Consider the following 18,754-nt stretch of genomic DNA (forward strand, 5'->3'; position numbering starts at 1 on the left):
GGTTAACTGCACTGGGAAGCCTCCGACGGGGGCTGGTATTGGCGAGTCAGGGGGGTCCGTGGCAGGAGCAGCGAGGGGTAACAACGTGAAGGCAGCTTCTCCCTATCCGTCCAGACCCCGTAAGCCGAACATCAGTGATGTGGCCCAGATGGCGGGAGTCTCCTACCAAACGGTCTCCCGGGTGTTGAACAACGCTCCAGACGTCAGCGCTGCAACACGCGTGCGGGTCCAGCAAATCATCAAGGACATGGGGTACCGCCGCAGCAGGGCGGCCACCGCCCTCTCCACGAGCCGCACGACAGCCATCGGTATCCTGACCGACGGGTCCCCGCGCTTCGGCCCGGTCGGAACGCTCATGGCCCTCGAGAAAGTTGCCCGGCAGAAGGGTTACTTCACTACCGTCGTCACAGTCGAGGAGCCGTACGAGGATTCCATCCCAAAGGCACTGGACACCTTGGACGAGATTGAGGTGGACGGCATCATCGTCATCGCACCGCTCCTGGCCATGGCAGCGGCCGTTAGGGACGCTGCGATCCAAGTTCCGGTCGAGATGATCGCCGCTGGCGCGTCATCGACTCCAAACGTCTTCACATACTCGGAGAACCAGGAATTGGGGGCGCGCATGGCCACCCAGCACCTCATGGATCTTGGCCACACCGACATCGCGCACTTCGCCGGGTCCATGGACTGGTTTGACGGGCGGGTGCGGAAGCGCGGCTGGGAGGCCGCACTCCGAGACGGCGGTCTCGAGCCAGGCCTGTGCATGGAGGGCGATTGGAGCCCGGGGTGGGCCTACGAGACGGGCCTCCGGCTGATCAAGGAGAAAAAGGTCCCGCAGGCGATCTTTGCAGCCAGCGACCACACTGCCTTAGGTCTCATCCGCGCCTTGGCCGAGTCCGGCATCCGCGTCCCAGACGATGTCAGCATTGTGGGATTCGATGATGTCGAAGGCTCAGACTTCTTCCTTCCTCCCCTGACCACGGTGCGGCAGGACTTTGCCGCGTTGGCCCACGCCAGCATAGAGGTGCTGCTGGGCGCGATTGAGGGTCGCGAAGTAGACCGCGCGCCCAGCGAGCCGACACTGGTGGTTCGCATGAGCGCGGCCCCGGCCCGAAACCGCCACCTCTAGCGCCCGTCCCGCGTCGAACGCCCAAAGTATTCCTGGGTGAGACTTGACACAATTTCCGTGATCGGTCACGATTGAAGAGTTCCGTGACCGGTCACGGAGATGAATCTCAACGGCGAGGAAAGAGGAACAGGTGCACAGCGAACCCCGCGCCAACTCGTTTATGCTTCACCCCGACGTGGCGGTTCATGACATTGACGAGGCCCAATGGGAGCACGTCGGACAGCTCCTAGCAAAGGCCGCATGCTCGAACGATGACGTCGCACGCGCTGTCCAAGACTTCGTCCCCCCAAGTTCGTCGGCCGTGGTCGGTGTCTTCAACGGCTGTGTCCTCTGGGCAAGCCTGGTCGTCGCCGTTGACCACACGGCCGCGATCACCTCCGTGACAACCGTGGACGGCGCCGCCGTCAAGTTGCACGGGGACATGGGCACAGTGGCCGGCGATGTCGTGAGATGGGTCCACGCCCAGCACGGACTCTGTTCGCTGGGTCTCTTCCTCGACAAACCACACGCGGAGGAGTTCTTGACCGCTTCCGACAAGGCTGACGCAATCCGTACAGCCTCGGCCGCAGGCGGGCTCGTCCTGTCACCGGTTCCCGCTCCATTGGCGACGGCCCTCGCCTAGGGAGACCTCACCACTACCCACCTCATCGTGGGGCCCACGGGCCCTGCGGCGCTCAAGAACACCCTTTTGGGCTCATCACTCACACCACAAATCAGGACTGGAGAACACCATGATCCGCAGGACGACCCTATTCGCTGTGGCAGCGGCTATTGCTCTCGCCACCTCCGGCTGCACCCCAGCGGAGAGCACCACCACAGCACAGGATGCGGGCGTATCGGCCAAAGCCGACGAAGCCTTAGCCAAAATCAAGGGCCAAGTCTTGAGCAAGGGTCCGAACGGCGAAGAGCCTTCCCCCGTCTCCGTGGCTGAGCTCAGCGATGACGACGTCACCAAGGTCAAGGCCCTGGGCGCCAAGGCAGCCATCGTCATGCATTACGGAGGCAACGACTGGGCAAACGCACAGATCGCGGGCCTAAAGAGCGAATTCTCGCGTCTCGGGATCACCCTCATTGCCACCACGGATGCCAACTTCAAGCCGGACAAGCAGGTTTCAGACCTGGAAACGGTCATGACCCAGAAGCCCAACATTGTCGTTTCAATCCCTACCGACCCGGTCGCCACTGCGTCCGCCTTCAAGAAGGCAGCCGCGGACGGAGCGAAGCTGGTCTTCATGGACAACGTCCCCCAGGGGCTTACCGCCGGTAAGGACTATGTCTCTGTCGTATCTGCCGACAACTATGGCAACGGCGTGGTATCGGCCCATCAGATGGCGAAGGCGCTGGGCGGCAAAGGGAAGATCGGCATGATTTTCCATGAGGCCGACTTCTTTGTTACCAAGCAGCGCTACCAGGGGTTCAAGGAAACCATCATCAAAGATTACCCGGACATCAAGATCGTCGAGGAGAAGGGCATCGCAGGTCCTGATTTCGCCGGTGACGCACAGGGCGCAGCGAACGCCATGCTAAGCAAGTACGCCGACCTCTCCGGGATCTGGGCCGTCTGGGACGTTCCTGCAGAAGGTGTCATGGCCGCAGCCAGGGCCGCGGGCCGAAGCGATCTGAAGATCGCCACCGAGGACCTCGGTAAGAACGTTGCAATTGCACTGGCCAAGAATGAGCTGGTAGTCGGTCTTGGTGCCCAGGTGCCTTTTGATCAGGGTGTCACGGAAGCGCGGCTCGGCGCCCTGGCCCTGCTCGGAAAGACTCCGCCGCCGTACGTCGCGCTGAGTGCCGTGCCCGTTGACCACAACAACGTCCTCGAATCGTGGAAGCAGGTCTACCACGAAGATGCCCCCAAGGATATCCAGGACTCCTTCAAGAAATAGCGGCCTGGGGCGGGCCGCAGGGCCCGCCCCAGTGCACCGAAAAAGGAATTCACTATGAAAACAGGAGAGTCCGCCGTCGAGATGCGGTCGATCTCGAAGGGTTTCAACGGCGTCAACGTCCTCAATGACGTGGACTTCGAGGTCCGCGCCGGAGAGGTGCACGCGCTTGCCGGGGGTAACGGCGCCGGCAAGTCAACTCTGATGAAAATTCTACAGGGCGTGTATCAAACTGACTCCGGCAGTATTCTCGTGGGTGGAAAACCTGTCGAGATCAACTCGATCCAAGATGCCAAAGCCGCCGGTATCGGCATGGTTTTCCAGGAATTCAGCTTGGTCCCGAGCCTGACCGTGGCCCAGAACATCTTTCTCGGCGCAGAACCGCAGAGCCGGGGCGGCCTGATCGACGACCGGGAAGCTGTCCGCCGGGCCAGCGAAGTCTTCAAGGAGATGGAGGTCGAGGTCGATCCGCGCAGGCACGTTGCCAAGCTGGGCACCGCGTACTGGCAGTTGACCGAAATCGCCAAGGCTCTGGCCCAGAACGCGAAGGTCCTCATCATGGACGAGCCGACGGCGAGCCTGGCCCGGCATGAAACCGAGGCCCTCTTCGACCTTGTAGCGAGGCTGAAGAAGCGGGGAATATCCATCATCTACATCTCTCACCGGATGGATGAGGTTTACCGGATCGCCGACCGCATCACCATCCTTCGCGACGGTCGCCGGTTGCTCACGGAGCCTTTGAGTAACGTCACCCCGGAACAAATTGTCGAAGGCATTGTCGGGAAGAAGATCGAGGGGCAACTGACCTACCAGCAACGGGAACACGATCCAGCCTCGGCTTCACCCGTTCTGGAAGCCCGGAATCTCACATGCGGCAAGAGGGTCCGCGACGTCTCCTTCACCCTTCACGCGGGCGAAATCCTCGGCTTGGCCGGACTCATGGGGAGCGGTCGCACCGAGCTTGCCAGGGTTCTTTTTGGAATCGATTCGCTCGAAAGCGGCGAGATCCTGATCCGGGGCAAGAAGGCCGTCGTCACCAGCCCGCGACGCGCCATTGCCGCGGGGTTGGCGCTCATCCCCGAAGATCGCCGGGACCAGGGGCTTGTACTCGACCATTCCGTTCGGGACAACCTGCTGCTGCCGTTGCTGGACAACATCAAGCGCGGGCCCCTGCTCGATGCGGGGGCGGGCCGGACATTGTCCGGCTCACTCATCAAGAGGTTCGCCGTGAAGGTTGCGCATCCGAACAAGCCGGTGCGGCTGCTCTCCGGCGGAAACCAGCAGAAGGTGGTGCTGGCCAAATGGCTGGGCACGGAACCGGACGTCCTCATTCTCGACGAGCCAACGGCCGGCGTCGATATCGGTACCAAGAGCGAGATTCTGGACATGATCAGGGAACTCGCCAACGTCGGCAAGGCCGTCATTGTCATTTCCTCGGAGTACCCCGAATTGCTCGCAGTAAGCGACAGGGTCCTGGTCCTGAGGGATGGATCCATAACGCGTGAACTCAAACGCAGCGAAATCGCCGACGAAGAATCACTACAACTCGCAGTTCAGGGAGTCTGATTATGAACAACACGACCATTTCCACAGAAGCTCCTAAAATCGAGCATCCGGACGCAGTCAAACGCTGGTTGGGTGAGCTCGACTGGCGCCGCTACGTCATCTACATCGGCTTCGTCGTAGTCTTCATCTTCTTCGCCGTCCTCCTTCGCGACCAGGGGTTCCTCTCCCCCGCCAACCTCCTGAACATCTTCCGGCAGACCGCAACCATCACCGTCATTGCCGTGGGTATGACGTACGTCATCGCCTGCGCTGAAATAGACCTCAGCGTTGGCTCGACTGCAGGACTATCAAGCGTCTGCACAGCAATGGTCCTCTCCCAGTGGGGCCTCGTCCCCGGCATCCTGGCGGGCCTTGCGGTCGGGCTGGTTGTCGGATCGGTCAATGGTGCCCTGGTGAGCCTTCTGGGGATTCCTTCCTTCCTGGTCACCCTGGGCATGCTCGGGATCGCCGTCGGTGTGGCGCAGTGGATCACTGCTTCAGCGCCGCAGCCAATCCTCAACGACACGTTCAACATGCTGTTCGGATCCGGAAACTTCGGCCCCGTTCCGGGACTGATTGTATGGAGTGCCATCTTCGTGGCAATCGGCGCCGTAGTGCTTTCCCGCACGAAGTTCGGCCGCCAGGTGCTGGCCACCGGCGGCAACCGGACCGCCTCCGACTTCACGGGCATCAACACCAAACGCATCAAATTCCAGGTTTTGCTGATCTCCGGGATGGTCGCCAGCGTCGCCGGCATGCTGTACGCAGGAAGGCTTCAGTCCGGCCGCTTCCAGTGGGGCACCGGCGACGAACTATCCGCAATCGCGGCCGTGATTCTCGGCGGTACCAGCCTCTTCGGCGGAGCAGGCTCGGTCGTCGGAACCCTGTTCGGCGCTCTTCTTATCGGCTTGATCAACAACGGCCTCATCCTCGCCGGCCTCGACAGCAGCCAACAGCAAGTAGTCCGCGGGGCCATCATCATTCTGGCCGTCGCACTGGCCCGCAAGAAATGACGTCCATCCCCCAACCTCTGCGCTCAGGAATCATTGGCACCGGGTTCATGGGTTCCGTCCATGCTGCTGCCGTCAGGGCGGCGGGAGGAACAGTTACCCGGGTGGCCAGCCGAAGCCACGCCGGAGCCGTGCGGGCGCTGGCCAGGCTCGGCGGGGCCGCAGCCGCAGAATCCCCGAAGGCCCTTATCGAGTCGGACGACGTAGACGTGGTGCACATCTGCACTCCGAACGCCACACACGCCGAGCTGGCCAAACTGGCGATCGCCGCCGGCAAAGCCGTCATCTGCGAGAAGCCTCTGGCGACAACTGCAAAGGACGCCGCCGGACTGCACGCGGAAGCCAACCGTGCCGGCGTCGTGAACGCCGTGCCTTTCGTCTACCGCTTCTACCCTGCAGTTCGGGAAGCTCGGGCACGGCTGCAGGCAGGGGAAGCGGGCCCTCTCTGGTTGCTGCATGGTTCGTACCTCCAGGACTGGCTGGCAGATGCCGGTACCAGCAACTGGCGTGTCGATCCGGCTCTCGGCGGCGGTTCCCGGGCGTTCGGTGACATCGGGGTGCATTGGTGCGACCTGATGGAATTCGTCACGGGGCACCGGATAGAACGACTGGTGGCGCAAACGGCCCGCGCTTTCACTGAACGGGCGCAGACGGGCCGGGACGCCCCGCGGACGAAGGCGGCCGTCGGCACCGAAGACGGAGCCACCGTCATGTTCGAAACCAGCCAGGGAGCGGTCGGTTCGCTGCTGGTGAGCCAGGTCAGCCCGGGTCGGAAAAATCGGCTTTGGTTTTCGTTTGAGGGTCCTGACGCCACGTTCTCCTTCAACCAGGAAAAACCGGACAGCCTCTGGGTTGGCGGCAACACCTTCAGCAGAACCATCTCCAGCGGCTCCGACAGCCTGTCAACCGTACAGGGCAAGCGGTACGCATTCCTGCCTTCCGGCCACCCCCAGGGTTACCAGGACAGCTTCAACGCGTTCGTGGCCGACGTTTACGCGGCCGTGCGAGGCGATGCTCCGGACGGATTACCGGACTTTCGTGACGGGCTCCGGGCGGCCCTCATCACCGAGGCTGTCTTGGAGTCCGCGGCCACCGGCCGCTGGGTCGACGTGCCCGGCACCGACCACGAAACCTCACCCTCCGGCGCCAGCGGCGCCGCAATTTTGGAAAGGAATTCATAATGCAACTCGGATATCACACCATCACCTGGGGTGGCGTGGTCGGCCATCCGGTCGGCGTCACGAGCATCAAGGACCTCTTCTACCAGACCAACGGTTCCATGGAAGCGGCCGTTCGGGACATTGCAGCCGCGGGCTACGAGGGCACGGAAATGTTCGACGGGAATCTGGTGGAGTATGCGGACCGTCCTGAGGAGCTGCGCGAGCTGCTGGCCGAGTCGGGTGTGAAGCTCGTCTCCGTCTACTCCGGCGCCAACTTCATCTTTGCCGATATCCTCCCGGAGGAATTGCACCGCATCAACCGCGCCGCCGAGCTCGCGGCAACGTTCGGCGCCGAACGCCTGGTGGTGGGCGGCGGCGCACGCCGGGCGGCCGGAACGACGGACCGGGACTACGCCCTGATCGGCCACGCTCTGGACCAAGTGACGGACATCGCTGAAAGTTTCGGTCTGACCGCCAGCTATCACCCGCACTTGTCCACCATCGTTGAAAGCACACCTGAGCTGGAACGCCTGATGGACAGCACCCGCATTGGCTTTTGCCCGGACACGGCACACCTGGCCGCCGGCGGTAGCGACCCCGCCGCAGTGATTCGCAAATACCCGGACCGGATCCGCCACGTCCATCTCAAAGACTTCAGCGCTGACCCGTTCCAGTTCCTGCCCCTTGGCGAAGGTGACCTGGATTTCCCGGACATCATCCGTGCGGTAAAGGAAAGCGGCTACGACAGCTGGCTGATGGTCGAACTCGACACCTATGACGGGGACCCTCGTGCCGCCGCGGAAATCAGCAAAAAGTACCTCGACAAAATCCTCGCCGATTCCGGCCTCTAACCCAAAGGACGATCCAATGCAGAATCTCAACGTAGGCCTCATCGGAGGCGGATTCATGGGCAAGGCCCACTCGCTCGCGTATGCCGCCATGCCGATGTTCTTCTGGCCCGCCCCGGCCATGCCGGTGCGCAAGGTTATCGCCGAAGCCACCGATGAGCTCGCCGGCGAGGCCGCTCGCCGCTTCGGCTTCGAAAATTCCACTTCTGACTGGCGCAGCATCATCGACGATCCGGACATCCATGTCGTCGACATCGCAACCCCGAACCACCTTCACGCCGAGATCGCGATCGCCGCTGCCGAGGCCGGCAAGCACATTATCTGCGAAAAGCCCCTGGCGCGGACCGGTGAGGAGTCCAAGGCAATGTACGACGCGGTGAAGAACACCGACCTCGTCCACATGGTTGCGTTCAATTACCGTCGCACGCCGGCAGTCGCTCTTGCCAAGAAATACATTGAAGAAGGTGCCATCGGCCGGATCATCAGCTTCCGTGGCACCTACCTCCAGGACTGGAGCGCCGATCCCAACTCTCCGCTCTCATGGCGCTTCCAGAAGTCGATCGCAGGATCTGGTGCCCTGGGCGACATCGGAACCCACGTGATCGACATGGCTCGATACCTCGTTGGCGAATTCAACTCGGTCAACTCCATCATGTCCACCTGGATTCCGCAGCGGCCGCTGCAGTCTGGCGGCGCTGACAAACTCGGCAACGTCTCCGGTGGGGACGGTCCGCGCGGCGCCGTCGACGTCGATGACGAGGTCCTGACCATGGTCAAGTTCGCAAACGGCGCGATCGGATCCATCGAAGCCACACGCAACGCCCACGGGCGCAACAACTTCCTCACCTTCGAGATCCACGGTACCGAAGGCAGCATCGTCTTCAACTACGAGCGCCGCGACGAACTCCAAGTCGCCTTCGCCGGCGATCCGGCCGACCGCAAGGGTTTCCGGACCGTCTACACCGGCCCGGCAACCCCCTACGGCGAAGGACTGTGGCCCATCCCTGCCCTGGGGATTGGCTACGGCGAAACCAAGATCATCGAAGCCTACGACTTCTTCAAGGCAATCGCCGAGGGCGGCAGCGTCAGCCCGAACTTTGCGGACGGCTACCAGACGGCGCTGATCGATGACGCCATCATCGATTCCGCTGAAACTGGCGCCTGGGTTGACGTAGCCAAGATCGACTCCTAACGGGCTGACTGCGCGGCAGGTGCACCGCTTCGAAAAAGACGGTGCTCCTGCCGCGCGCAGACCATTGCGATCACAACGAGAGGGAAACCTGATGACTGACGCTGTACCCGGTGTGACTGCCTCCACCGCTGTCCGCCTCATTCCGGTTTTCGAAGCCAAGCCCGGCTTCGAAGACGAGTTGGCGCGGCTCCTGTCTGATCTTCAAACTGCCAGCCGCCTTGACGACGGCTGCTTAGAATACTCGGTCTTCAACGACGCGGAGGCACCGGGCACGTTCCTGCTCTACGAAAAGTGGACGAGCAGTACGGCCTTGGACGTCCACAATGAGCAGCAGCACGTCAAAGACTTTCTCGTATCCGCAGAACAAGTCATGGCCCGGGACCTCAGAGTGTACCGTCCCGGCCCTACTTCGTAGCTCTCTCGCCCGTTACCCAATATTCGCCATCCCCGTCATCGAAAGAGCCTGATATGCCCCGCCCGTACACCCTGTTCACCGGCCAGTGGGCCGACCTGCCCTTCGAGGAAGTCGCCCAGCTGGCCTCCGGCTGGGGCTACGACGGTCTGGAAATCGCCGTCTCCGGCGACCACCTGGACGCCTGGCGCTGGGACGAGCCCGGCTACGTCGAATCCAAGCTCGCCGTGCTGGAAAAGTACAACCTCAAGGTCTGGGCCATCTCCAACCACCTCAAAGGCCAGGCCGTGTGCGACGACCCGATCGATTTCCGGCACGAGGCGATCGTCGGTGCGCGCGTGTGGGGCGACGGCGAACCCGAAGGCGTCCGCCAACGCGCGGCCGAGGAAATGAAACACACCGCCCGGCTCGCCAAGGCCCTCGGCGTCGACACCGTCGTCGGGTTCACCGGATCCTCCATCTGGCAGTACGTCGCGATGTTCCCGCCCGTCCCGGAAAAGGTCATCGAGGCCGGCTACCAGGACTTCGCCGACCGCTGGAACCCCATCCTGGACGTCTTCGACGAGAACGGTGTCCGCTTCGCGCACGAGGTCCACCCCTCCGAGATCGCCTACGACTACTGGACCACCGTCCGCACCCTCGAGGCCATCGGGCACCGCGAGGCCTTCGGCCTGAACTGGGACCCGTCCCACTTCATGTGGCAGGGCATCGACCCCGTCTCCTTCATCTGGGACTTCAAGGACCGGATCTACCACGTCGACTGCAAGGACACCAAGCTCCGCCCCACCGGCCGGAACACCGTCCTGGGCTCGCACCTGCCCTGGGGCGACCCGCGCCGCGGCTGGGACTTCGTCTCCGCCGGCCGCGGCGACGTGCCCTGGGAATCGTCCTTCCGCGCCCTGACCGCGATCGGCTACGACGGCCCCATCTCCATCGAATGGGAAGACGCCGGCATGGACCGCCTCCACGGCGCCCCCGAAGCCCTCGCCGCGCTCAAGAAGTTCGACTTCCCGGCCTCGAACACCTCCTTCGACGCCGCGTTCAGCACCAAGGACTAAAGGCATGACGGTTCTCCCTCACGTTTCGGCGGGAGAGGTCTTCCAGCATTTTCGTGGCTCTCCACCGTTGATCCGGGCCCGACTTTCAGCCCTGACAGGCCTTTCGCGCGCCGCCGCAACAGACAAGATGAGAACCTTAGCGTCACTGGGACTCATCGGACTCACCAAGAAGGCGCCCTCGACGGGTGGCCGGCCATCCGCTCAGTATCGCCTCATGCCGAACGGCGGAGTGGTCATGAGCGTCCTGCTCGGGGCCCGCGAGGCATAGGTCCAGGCCTTCGACCTGTCCGGGCAACCGACCATTGACTGTGCCGCGCTCATCCACGGCAGGACGCTAGGGGTTCTCAGGACGTCCAAGGGGGCTTTCGGGCACACGCCCGTGAAGGGCATGTCGGCGAAGAGCACGTCGGTGCTGGCCTGCACCTGCGGCATCATGAATTGCCTGCAGGCCATCGCAGGAGAAGAGGCAATAATTGCGAGCCTGTCATTGGACTCTAAAAACGAACCGGACGCGATCAGCGACGCGGCCCGGCGGACCGATCCGGCTGCAATCAGTGCCCTGCGAAAGGCAGGTCGGGACATAGGCGACACCCTCTTGGGGAGTCTCCACCTCTGTCGACCCGAGGTCATCACTGTCAGAACCCGGCTGCTGGCCGGCTTAAAGGAAGCGGTGTACGCCGGCGGCGCACCCGCTGTGACGGAGAATCTGGTCTTGGCCAGTTCCAGGACCGGGTCTCCCGCTACCGGGATTGCATTTCGAGCCATGGACGCCGGACTCACGGTGGAACCAGTGGACCGCTTGCTGTCGGCTCCGCGTAGCCTCAGCGGACAACAGATCCGTCGGACGGCACAATGCCATTCCACCGACCGCCAGCGGGCGCCCCGGCTGACCGGGCGAGGGTAGAATCTATTGGCGATCGACAACCCGTACAACACGAGCACTCTTGCTGTTGCAGACTGGGCACATTGAATCTCGGTTCAGCCGGAAGGTCCCAAGCCCATGGAAAATATATCTCGAAACTCCGTCGCTGCCGGCGGTCCGGACGGGTCACCGCAGGACCAGACCAGACGTTACAGTGTTCCGGCCGGGTTGAGTCCCGACGAAAAATTCGAACATTGGCGGAGCTGGTACGCCAGCGCCATTGACGCTCCTGTTCGGTTGGAAAAAACCGAAAAGCTAGTGCGACCGGGTTTCAATCCAACCGCACTGAGCCTCGACGGTCCCGGGTTCAGCCTTGTTGATGTCACGAATGAACCCGCCAGTTGCTACTGGAACGGATATCCAGAGCCCAGCGACTGGCTCGTGTATTTCAGGACTTCGTGCGACAAGTTCAGCTTCTCGGGGCGCTCCGAGGCCGTCTCTCCCGGTACAGTCAGGTTCTTTGATCTTCGTTTGCCGGGCAGCTTCTATGCGCCGGCCGGCTTCAGCGCGGTGCGGCTGCACTTCGACCGAGGGCTGCTGGGCTTGGGCGAAAGATCGGTTAAACGGCTGCAGGGGTTGGCCGACATCAGAGAAAACCCGATTATGCGTGGGCTGATTCTTCCGGCCTTGTCCGGCTGGCAGCGATCGGGCATAGCGCAGGAGGTGCAGCGTCTCCAAACGGTCGCCCGATCGATGATGACGGCCCTGGTCAGTTCGTTGCTCGAGACCCCGGCCGATCCCGGCGACCTTAAACTGGCCCGCATCGTGGCGATCAAGAAGTTCGTGCGCAAGAACTTCAGAAACCCTGCCCTCACTGTTGACGAGGTCGTGGCCTACTCATTTCTTTCACGCCGAGCCCTTTACTACCTCTTCGAAGACGAAAGGCTCCAAGTCAGCGGGCACATTCGCGCCCTGCGGACCTTGGAAGCCCTAGAGCTCCTCGCCGAAGCAACCGCCTGGAAACGCTCTCTGACGGACATAGCAAGCGCCAGCGGGTTCGCAAGCCTGCAAGCCATGCGGCGTGCCATTAGGGAATTTACTGGTCTCTCGCTTAGCGAAGTTCAGGAGAACCCGGAACTCCTGCGCATTCGAGCCGCCGAATTAAGGAATCTGACCGAGCTGTGAACCGGCCGGACAGAATCTCGCCTGGCATGTTGTCCGTGCCACGCTTTCGCCGGTCTTCCCTTCAGTCTCGGTATCTGATGCGTCCCACACGACTCGTTTGCTTCGGCTTGCCCGCGGCCGACGGCATCCAGAACCTGGAAATTTAATGGCCTATTGCGTGTCTAACGCTCCACACCGAATGCCTAGCCTTCGCAATCAAAACAGTAAGCGTGGCCACTCGTTACGCGGAAGATTTGGGAACGGTGCCGGACCAGACAGCAGGAGTAGCAGGTGAATTCGTCCTCGGCCGGGGGGACAATCTCTACGATCAATTCCTCGGCGACAAATTCCCACCCAGGGACGATGGCGTCGTCCATGACGTCGGCCTCGTGCATCCGGCGCGCTTGCGGATTGGAGTGCCTCGAGGGAACCGTTCTGTGCGTCCTTGAGGTCTGGCGTACTTCGTCGTAGTCGGTTGCCACTTACGTCGTTCTCTTTCTGTCGTTCGTATCTGCCCCGGTGGAAACATGGGGCCGCCCCGCGGCACATGCGGCACGTTCGCCGGGCCAGCGTCCAATCGAAGGGGACTCTGCCGTCATGGATTTCGGGGACCAGGGGCCTGACTGTGCCCTATGGAGGAGGGCACGAAGCGGGCGCGTTCCTTCTGGTCATCCCTGTAGCTCTTGACGATGCCGTGGCCTTCCCCATGGCCGAGCCGTGAAAACACGATCGGGCCTGCGGACAGGGCGACCCTGAGGATCTCTCCGGTGATCCTCTTCCCCAGCGACAGTGATTCGATGGATCCGTGCGGGGCATCAAGGAGTGTTCGCGAGCCGAGGCCGGACGCTTCGATGACGAGAAGACGCCTGGTCGTGAGGACGACGTGCCCTGCGGTCTCATTCAGGTGCCCCATCCCGATGGCTCGGACGGTTTCGTCTCGAGCCAGCGCGCGAACGATGACACGTAACGTGGTTGGTCCCCCCAAGGAGAGACCTGCCCTCAACGCGGCGTCCTCAAGCCCGTGGTAATACATGACACCCTCGGGCAGCTTTTCCTCGATACTGGCCAGATGATCGTGGTTCAGCGGGCCGGAATTTCCTGTCCAGGCTACGTCTGCCCCACGCGCGGACGGCCGCACGGTAGCGGTAAGCTTCGCGGCTCGGCGTCGCTTGCGGAGGGAAAATGGTATCTCGATATTGATACTGTCCTCATCGAAGGACGTGGCCCTGAAACCTGATTCAACCGCAGCACCGCGGATGTGGTCCCGGGCGGCGTCTGCACCTGTAAGCATCGTCCAGAAGACGGTTTCGGGAGCTGATGTCATCTGAATACTTTCCGTATAGTCGTGGGAACACGGGAGACGGGCCGGCTCCAAGGGATCGGCCCTAGATTTCATGAACATCGTCATTTCCACTCGTTGACGACCGGTTCCGCTGTCTCCAATGGGACCAGTCCGCCGGAAGCACAGATGGTCGTCCCAAGAGGTAGCCTTGCCCGGCGTTGACTCCCAGTTCAGTTACCGTGGCCAGTTCTGAATTGGTTTCGATTCCCTCGGCGACAAGACTTGCCCCGATTTGTGACGAGAAGCTGACCATCGCCGCGTACAGGGCTCTCTGGTTGGGGCTGTTGTCGATTCCCGCCAGGATTGTCCGGTCAAGTTTGATCAGTTCTGGGCTGAGCCTAAGGATGTGGCGCATGCACGAGAACCCGGCGCCGACGTCGTCGATAGCTATACGTAGCCCAGCGCTTCTAAGTGGGGCCAGTGCTGCAGCGAGAGGTGCATAGTCCGCTACGGCTGAGCGCTCAGTCAGCTCCACGACGATTCGCCCGGGTTTCAGACCGGAATCCCTCACGATGTCACTTAGCCTCGGATCAAGGCAAGCCGTCGGCGAGAGATTCACGGCAACATAGAGATGGGCAGGCAGCTCCGCTGCGGCAAGCAAGGCAGTTTCCAAGGCAAGGAATTCGAGTTCAAGGCCCCGCCCGATTGCATCCGCCTCGTCGAACCATTGATCCGGAGACCTGATGGGCGAGCTGACGAACCGGGTGAGCGCTTCGGCACCGACAATCTCGCCGGTTCCCAAGACACGGATCGGCTGAAACGCCGTTATCAATGTCCGGGAGGCGAACAGGCGATCGAGGCGCGCCCTGACTTCCTGGTCCGCCGGGCTCTCTGCCTTGGAGACATCCAGCGGCCGCGCGATTCCCTCGAACCCTGATCCCCGGCCTTCCCTGTCGAATCGGCGTCGGCCGACGACCTCAACGCTCAGACTCCGCCCACCCCGGTGGCGGGCGGACAGCACAAACCCTTCCCGGCCCGCGCGTGGATCTGGGTTCCGCGCGGCCTTGAGGTCAGCAAGGTCGATGATGAGGCTGCACGGGCGTCCCACCAGTTCGGAGGGCTCATAGCCGAGGAGTTCCCGACTCGCGCGGCTGGAGAAGGTAAACCGGCCGTCGGCTGCGACGGCCCAAAGCCACTCCCGGGATGTGCTCAGGACGGTCTCCATGAAGCTGGCGGTGGTTGATGCCTCGATCCGATCGCGGCGCTGTTGCCGAATAAGGCGCCAGGCGGCATGAAGGACGACCGGAAGGAGCAGGACCGAGGCGATCGTGGATATCCTCGCGGGGACCTCACGGCCGCCCCACGACTCAAGACCAAGCAGGAGAGGCAGGAGCACTGACATCGCCAATACCAGTTCGAAGGACAGAACGGCCAGCAACCATCGACCACCCGGTGTTGTCCGGGGCTGGCCGCTGTCAGTCGACGCTGGATAGGCGAACAACGGCCGTCGACGAAGTGATGTTCCCATGAACGCGTTATGCCGCTGCATCGGTCGTGAGGGCAGTGTGGTGAAGTATCGCGTCTGGTGACATGCGGGTCTTCTTCTTCCGTGCTCGATTCGGGTAATGGTCAGCTGGTGTCAGCATCGGCAGATGTCCGTCCAAGGCATGCCGTGACGCGGCAGGGCATATCCAGAATCAGGCTGTCCTGACATCGTTCTTGCCAGCACTGTCCCGGTCTTAGGCGAGATCGCGTTCCTGAGTGATTCCGTAGGGAACTACCGGGCTCAGATTTACTGTGAACGAGGTCGGTCCATGGCGGGTCACGAGAATTCCGTGATTGCCTTCCCTGAGAGCCCCTTCCCGAGCCAATTTCTCAGCGGCATCGAGACGTTCGGCGATCAACTGGGGCTCGTCTCCTGTGACGTGATAAGTAGGCCCGGTGGCGACGGTGATCATGGGTCGTTCCTGTTCTGGTAGCACTCATATGCAGTTCGCCATCGCGTCCGGCATCCCCCGGACCGGAGCCACGCATGCGGCACGGAAAGGTCTTTATGGGTCGCGGGGGCCGGGCCTTGACGGCACGAACAGCCCAACCCTTCCGCCCGTAGTTGCCCCACCGAAAGCTGTGTGACCGCTTTCAAAAATCCTACGGTTGTTGGTCGTGCAAAGAAGGGCGGCACTGTTCCAAAGTGTGCATTCTTTGATCCCGGACCGATCACTTCGTGCAGGAGTCTGATCAAGGGAGCCTGGGTCAGTGTGCGTCCCTATGCTCTGGACTCGATCTCAGGGAGGTCTTCCGAGTCCGGGGCCTCTGGCCCCTGCCACTTAGGGATTCTGGTCGCAGACTGGTCGGTCGCCTGACAGCTCGCCACGGAGCCGAGGCGGATGACTCAGAGTTGTCCACGGTCGACGGGCGGGCTGTTGAGGGTCGAGCAACGACCTTGGGGTTTACGGCCCAAGGATGCTCCCGAGTGGCCGCTGGCCATATCGAAAAGTAGCATCTGCATGGAGCGGGCCCCAGTTGCTTGAAGCCCCGATTGACCGTGGTCAGCGGCGGGGCGAAGTAGGCGCCTTCGGGCTGGTCGTCGTAACCGATTACGCTGATATCCGTTGAAGCGGGGCACGCCGGCTTCATTAAAGGCGCGCAAGGCTCAGAGGGCCATTTGGTCATTTGCCGCGAACAACCCTGTGACATTGCCCGATGCCGCCAACTCAAGTCCGGCGCGGTAGCCGCTTTCTGCGCCCCAATCGCCCCTGATCCGTGTCCGGTCAGGAAGCGAAGATGCTCCATGACGCTTCATGGGACGCTCCGGGTTGGAGCCGCACCAGGTGCTGGCCGCTGTTGAATGCATCGGGCGGGCAGGTCATTGGTTCGACGGCCAATCCCAACCGGTTAGGCGAAGGGTGCTCTTTGTCAGCCGTATGAATCTGCAGCCAGGGGCAGCTGCGGTCCCACGCCATGCCCACTCCGGTCCCGCCCGGGTCCCGGATGACCATCCGGGATCCGCCGTCGGCGTCGAAGGCAATTTCAGTGAAGGCGTGGTCAATCTTCGTGGCGCCGATTATTCGCGGAGTGCGGAAATCAAATTCGTGGTCGACGACCGTGCGGAGGGCCACGGGCAGCAACCGGTCGGGCACGACCTCAAGAAACGTCCGCGCCGGGACCTCGAGGGTCCATTCATCCAGCGGCGCCGGTCCTGCGAGCAGGTAGGGGTGGGGGCAAACCCCATAAGGAGCGGTATTGCCTCCGATGTTGGTTGCCGCAACGGTCGTGTGCAGGCCGTCCCCGTCCAGCCGGTAGCTGGCGGTGAGTCCGATCGTGAACGGATAGCCCGGCCCCGGCTCGATGGCGCAGGAGAGCTCCACGGCGGATTCCGTTGAGGATTCCAGCTTCCAGTCCAGCTCCGGGGTGAAGCCGTGCAGGGCGCACTGCCGGCCGGGCTCGTTGACCGGGACCAGGTAGTCCGTGCCGTCAAAGGTGTACCTGCCGTCTGGAATCCGGTTCGGCCAGGGCGCGACGACGACGCCGCGGAAGTCGGGGTTGGGCCCGCCGGCCGGGAACGGGACGATCAGGTCCCGTTCCCGGAACTGCAGTTCCCGCACCGCGGCTCCGCGGGCGGTGATGACCGCGGTGTAGTCGCCGTGCCGGAGCCCGTATTCGGCCCCGGTCACAGGCCGCCGGCCAGTTTGTAGTAGGCGGCGTTCCAGGCCAGTTCCTTCTTGAACCCCCGGATGGTGGTGCCGTCGTCGATGGTGAGCAGTTCGGTTTGGGCGATTTCGGCGAAGTCCTCGAAGACGTCCATGCCGACGGCGGTGGACAGCACGGTGTGGTGCGCGGCCCCGGCGGTCAGCCAGGCGGCGGCGGAGGTGGCGAAGTCCGGTTTGGGCGACCAGAGGGCGCGGGCCACCGGCAGGTTGGGCAGCGGCTCGTCGAGGTCCACGACGTCCACGGCGTTGGCCACGAGGCGGAAACGGTCGCGCATGTCGGACAGGGCCACCACGACGCCGGGGCCGGCGTCGGTGTCGAAGACCATCCGGACGGGGTCTTCCTTGCCGCCGATGCCGAGGGGGTGGATCTCGACCCGGGCCCTGGTGGCGGTCAGGGAGGGGCAGACCTCGAGCATGTGGGCGCCCAGGATTTTCTCCTGCCCCGGGACGAGGTGGTAGGTGTAGTCCTCCATCAGCGAGGCGCCGCCGGGCAGTCCGGCGCCCATGACCTTGGCGGCGCGGACCAGGATGGCGGTCTTCCAGTCGCCCTCGGCGCCGAAGCCGTAACCGTCGGCCATGAGCCGCTGCACCGCCATGCCCGGCAGCTGGCGCAGTGCGCCGAGATCCTCGAAGGACGTGGTGAATGCGGCGGAGCCGTTGGCTTCCAGGAAGGACCGGAGGCCCAGTTCGATCCGGGCGCTGTAGCGCAGCGACTCGTGCCGGGCTCCGCCGGCCCGAAGTTCGATGGCCACGTCGTAGAGCCGCTCGTATTCGGCGACGAGGGTGTCGACGTCGGCCTCCGGGGCGCCGTGCACGGCGTCGGCGAGTTCGTTGACGGACCAGGTGTTGACCGAGACGCCGAAGCGCAGCTCGGCCTCGGTCTTGTCCCCTTCGGTGACGGCGACGTTGCGCATGTTGTCGCCGAACCGGGTGAGTTTGAGGGTGCGCACAGCGGCCCAGCCGGCGGAGGCGCGCTGCCAGGATCCGATCTGGCGGGAGACCTCGGGGTTGGATACATGCCCGACGACGGTTTTGCGCGGGATGCCGAGGCGGGACTGGATGTAGCCGAATTCGCGGTCGCCGTGCGCGGCCTGGTTGAGGTTCATGAAGTCGAAGTCGATGTCGGCCCACGGCAATTCGATGTTGGCCTGGGTGTGGAGGTGCAGCAGCGGTTTGCGGAGCAGGTCCAGGCCCTGGATCCACATCTTGGCCGGGCTGAAGGTGTGCATCCAGGCGGTCACGCCGATCACGGCGTCGTCGGAGTTGGCTTCCAGGGCGGTGCGGCGGATCGCGTCCGAGTCCGTCAGCACGGGCTTCCAGACGATCCTGACGGGGACGTCGGCGGAGGCGTTCAGGGCGTCTGCGATCTCCTGGGACTGGGCGGCGACTTGCTTCAGGACGTCCTCGCCGTAGAGGTGCTGGCTGCCGGTGAGGAACCAGACCTCGTAGTGGTCGAGGGAGGTAGTGTTGGCGTTGGACATGGGTGTCTCCTGGGATAG

18 protein-coding genes and 1 pseudogene are annotated in these 18,754 nt (G+C 62.9%); 12 read left to right on the forward strand and 7 right to left on the reverse strand.

The genetic code is table 11. The annotated features are described in order from the left end of the window. Window positions 1-85: 85 nt before the first annotated feature. The 12 genes from C560_RS0101775 (at window position 86) to C560_RS0101830 (ending at window position 12,284) form a co-directional block, all read left to right on the forward strand. Entirely contained in the window at window positions 86-1,129 is a 1,044-nt protein-coding gene (locus C560_RS0101775) for a LacI family DNA-binding transcriptional regulator (RefSeq protein WP_026536905.1), read from the forward strand. Window positions 1,130-1,259: 130 nt separating this feature from the next. Further along, window positions 1,260-1,751 (forward strand): hypothetical protein, encoded by a 492-nt coding sequence (locus C560_RS0101780; protein WP_231494228.1) that lies wholly within the window; start codon window positions 1,260-1,262, stop codon window positions 1,749-1,751. Window positions 1,752-1,887: 136 nt separating this feature from the next. Beyond that, window positions 1,888-3,015, forward strand: coding sequence for a substrate-binding domain-containing protein (locus tag C560_RS0101785; protein WP_231494230.1), 1,128 nt, complete (start codon window positions 1,888-1,890; stop codon window positions 3,013-3,015). Window positions 3,016-3,069: 54 nt separating this feature from the next. Next, window positions 3,070-4,578, forward strand: a complete 1,509-nt coding sequence (locus C560_RS0101790) for a sugar ABC transporter ATP-binding protein (protein WP_026536908.1) — start codon at window positions 3,070-3,072, stop codon at window positions 4,576-4,578. A gap of 2 nt (window positions 4,579-4,580) precedes the next feature. Next, complete coding sequence (locus tag C560_RS0101795; protein ID WP_043422258.1) at window positions 4,581-5,570, forward strand: ABC transporter permease; 990 nt, start codon at window positions 4,581-4,583, stop codon at window positions 5,568-5,570. Continuing rightward, window positions 5,567-6,748, forward strand: a complete 1,182-nt coding sequence (locus tag C560_RS21015; protein WP_043422259.1) for a Gfo/Idh/MocA family protein — start codon at window positions 5,567-5,569, stop codon at window positions 6,746-6,748. The genes C560_RS0101795 and C560_RS21015 overlap by 4 nt, the downstream gene beginning before the upstream one ends. After that, complete coding sequence (locus tag C560_RS0101805) at window positions 6,748-7,578, forward strand: sugar phosphate isomerase/epimerase family protein (protein ID WP_026536910.1); 831 nt, start codon at window positions 6,748-6,750, stop codon at window positions 7,576-7,578. The genes C560_RS21015 and C560_RS0101805 overlap by 1 nt, the downstream gene beginning before the upstream one ends. A gap of 16 nt (window positions 7,579-7,594) precedes the next feature. Beyond that, entirely contained in the window at window positions 7,595-8,767 is a 1,173-nt protein-coding gene (locus C560_RS0101810; RefSeq protein ID WP_026536911.1) for a Gfo/Idh/MocA family protein, read from the forward strand. 91 nt (window positions 8,768-8,858) lie between these two features. Next, window positions 8,859-9,182, forward strand: coding sequence for a putative quinol monooxygenase (locus tag C560_RS0101815; protein ID WP_026536912.1), 324 nt, complete (start codon window positions 8,859-8,861; stop codon window positions 9,180-9,182). A gap of 53 nt (window positions 9,183-9,235) precedes the next feature. Then, entirely contained in the window at window positions 9,236-10,237 is a 1,002-nt protein-coding gene (locus tag C560_RS0101820) for a sugar phosphate isomerase/epimerase family protein (protein ID WP_026536913.1), read from the forward strand. Between the two features lie 319 nt (window positions 10,238-10,556). Beyond that, window positions 10,557-11,141 (forward strand): ROK family protein, encoded by a 585-nt coding sequence (locus tag C560_RS24045; RefSeq protein ID WP_442853140.1) that lies wholly within the window; start codon window positions 10,557-10,559, stop codon window positions 11,139-11,141. A 96-nt stretch (window positions 11,142-11,237) separates the two neighbouring features. Further along, window positions 11,238-12,284 (forward strand): helix-turn-helix domain-containing protein, encoded by a 1,047-nt coding sequence (locus C560_RS0101830; protein ID WP_026536915.1) that lies wholly within the window; start codon window positions 11,238-11,240, stop codon window positions 12,282-12,284. A 200-nt stretch (window positions 12,285-12,484) separates the two neighbouring features. Here the strand turns inward: C560_RS0101830 and C560_RS21020 are convergent. From C560_RS21020 to araA, 7 genes and pseudogenes are all read right to left on the reverse strand, one after another. Beyond that, window positions 12,485-12,745, reverse strand: a pseudogene (locus tag C560_RS21020) (DUF4193 family protein); the annotation flags it as partial. Window positions 12,746-12,858: 113 nt separating this feature from the next. Then, window positions 12,859-13,671, reverse strand: a complete 813-nt coding sequence (locus tag C560_RS0101840) for a hypothetical protein (protein ID WP_155855707.1) — start codon at window positions 13,669-13,671, stop codon at window positions 12,859-12,861. Beyond that, entirely contained in the window at window positions 13,649-15,073 is a 1,425-nt protein-coding gene (locus C560_RS22860; RefSeq protein ID WP_197026088.1) for a sensor domain-containing phosphodiesterase, read from the reverse strand. The genes C560_RS0101840 and C560_RS22860 overlap by 23 nt, the downstream gene beginning before the upstream one ends. A 211-nt stretch (window positions 15,074-15,284) precedes the next feature. Further along, window positions 15,285-15,503, reverse strand: coding sequence for a hypothetical protein (locus tag C560_RS21030; protein WP_043422260.1), 219 nt, complete (start codon window positions 15,501-15,503; stop codon window positions 15,285-15,287). Between the two features lie 295 nt (window positions 15,504-15,798). After that, window positions 15,799-16,338 carry a substrate-binding domain-containing protein gene (locus C560_RS23740; RefSeq protein WP_331280253.1) on the reverse strand — a complete coding sequence of 180 codons (540 nt, stop codon included), beginning with the start codon at window positions 16,336-16,338 and terminating at the stop codon, window positions 15,799-15,801. Further along, window positions 16,317-17,219 carry an aldose 1-epimerase family protein gene (locus C560_RS0101855; RefSeq protein WP_026536917.1) on the reverse strand — a complete coding sequence of 301 codons (903 nt, stop codon included), beginning with the start codon at window positions 17,217-17,219 and terminating at the stop codon, window positions 16,317-16,319. The genes C560_RS23740 and C560_RS0101855 overlap by 22 nt, the downstream gene beginning before the upstream one ends. Further along, window positions 17,216-18,736: an L-arabinose isomerase gene (araA, locus tag C560_RS0101860; protein ID WP_026536918.1), complete on the reverse strand. Its 1,521-nt coding sequence runs from the start codon at window positions 18,734-18,736 to the stop codon at window positions 17,216-17,218. The genes C560_RS0101855 and araA overlap by 4 nt, the downstream gene beginning before the upstream one ends. Between the last annotated feature and the right edge of the window lie 18 nt (window positions 18,737-18,754).

Source organism: Arthrobacter sp. 9MFCol3.1, assembly GCF_000620385.1.
In the GTDB taxonomy this organism is placed as follows: domain Bacteria; phylum Actinomycetota; class Actinomycetes; order Actinomycetales; family Micrococcaceae; genus Arthrobacter.

Excerpts from the sequence above, each read along its gene's own strand:
- C560_RS0101790 (WP_026536908.1), top strand. The coding sequence starts at position 3,070 with ATGAAAACAGGAGAGTCCGCCGTCGAGATGCGGTCGATCTCGAAGGGT.
- C560_RS0101795 (WP_043422258.1), top strand. The coding sequence starts at position 4,581 with ATGAACAACACGACCATTTCCACAGAAGCTCCTAAAATCGAGCATCCG.
- C560_RS21015 (WP_043422259.1), top strand. The coding sequence starts at position 5,567 with ATGACGTCCATCCCCCAACCTCTGCGCTCAGGAATCATTGGCACCGGG.
- C560_RS0101805 (WP_026536910.1), top strand. The coding sequence starts at position 6,748 with ATGCAACTCGGATATCACACCATCACCTGGGGTGGCGTGGTCGGCCAT.
- C560_RS0101810 (WP_026536911.1), top strand. The coding sequence starts at position 7,595 with ATGCAGAATCTCAACGTAGGCCTCATCGGAGGCGGATTCATGGGCAAG.
- C560_RS0101815 (WP_026536912.1), top strand. The coding sequence starts at position 8,859 with ATGACTGACGCTGTACCCGGTGTGACTGCCTCCACCGCTGTCCGCCTC.
- C560_RS0101820 (WP_026536913.1), top strand. The coding sequence starts at position 9,236 with ATGCCCCGCCCGTACACCCTGTTCACCGGCCAGTGGGCCGACCTGCCC.
- C560_RS0101830 (WP_026536915.1), top strand. The coding sequence starts at position 11,238 with ATGGAAAATATATCTCGAAACTCCGTCGCTGCCGGCGGTCCGGACGGG.
- C560_RS0101840 (WP_155855707.1), bottom strand. The coding sequence starts at position 13,671 with ATGACGATGTTCATGAAATCTAGGGCCGATCCCTTGGAGCCGGCCCGT.
- C560_RS22860 (WP_197026088.1), bottom strand. The coding sequence starts at position 15,073 with ATGGGAACATCACTTCGTCGACGGCCGTTGTTCGCCTATCCAGCGTCG.
- C560_RS21030 (WP_043422260.1), bottom strand. The coding sequence starts at position 15,503 with ATGATCACCGTCGCCACCGGGCCTACTTATCACGTCACAGGAGACGAG.
- C560_RS23740 (WP_331280253.1), bottom strand. The coding sequence starts at position 16,338 with ATGGAGCATCTTCGCTTCCTGACCGGACACGGATCAGGGGCGATTGGG.
- araA (WP_026536918.1), bottom strand. The coding sequence starts at position 18,736 with ATGTCCAACGCCAACACTACCTCCCTCGACCACTACGAGGTCTGGTTC.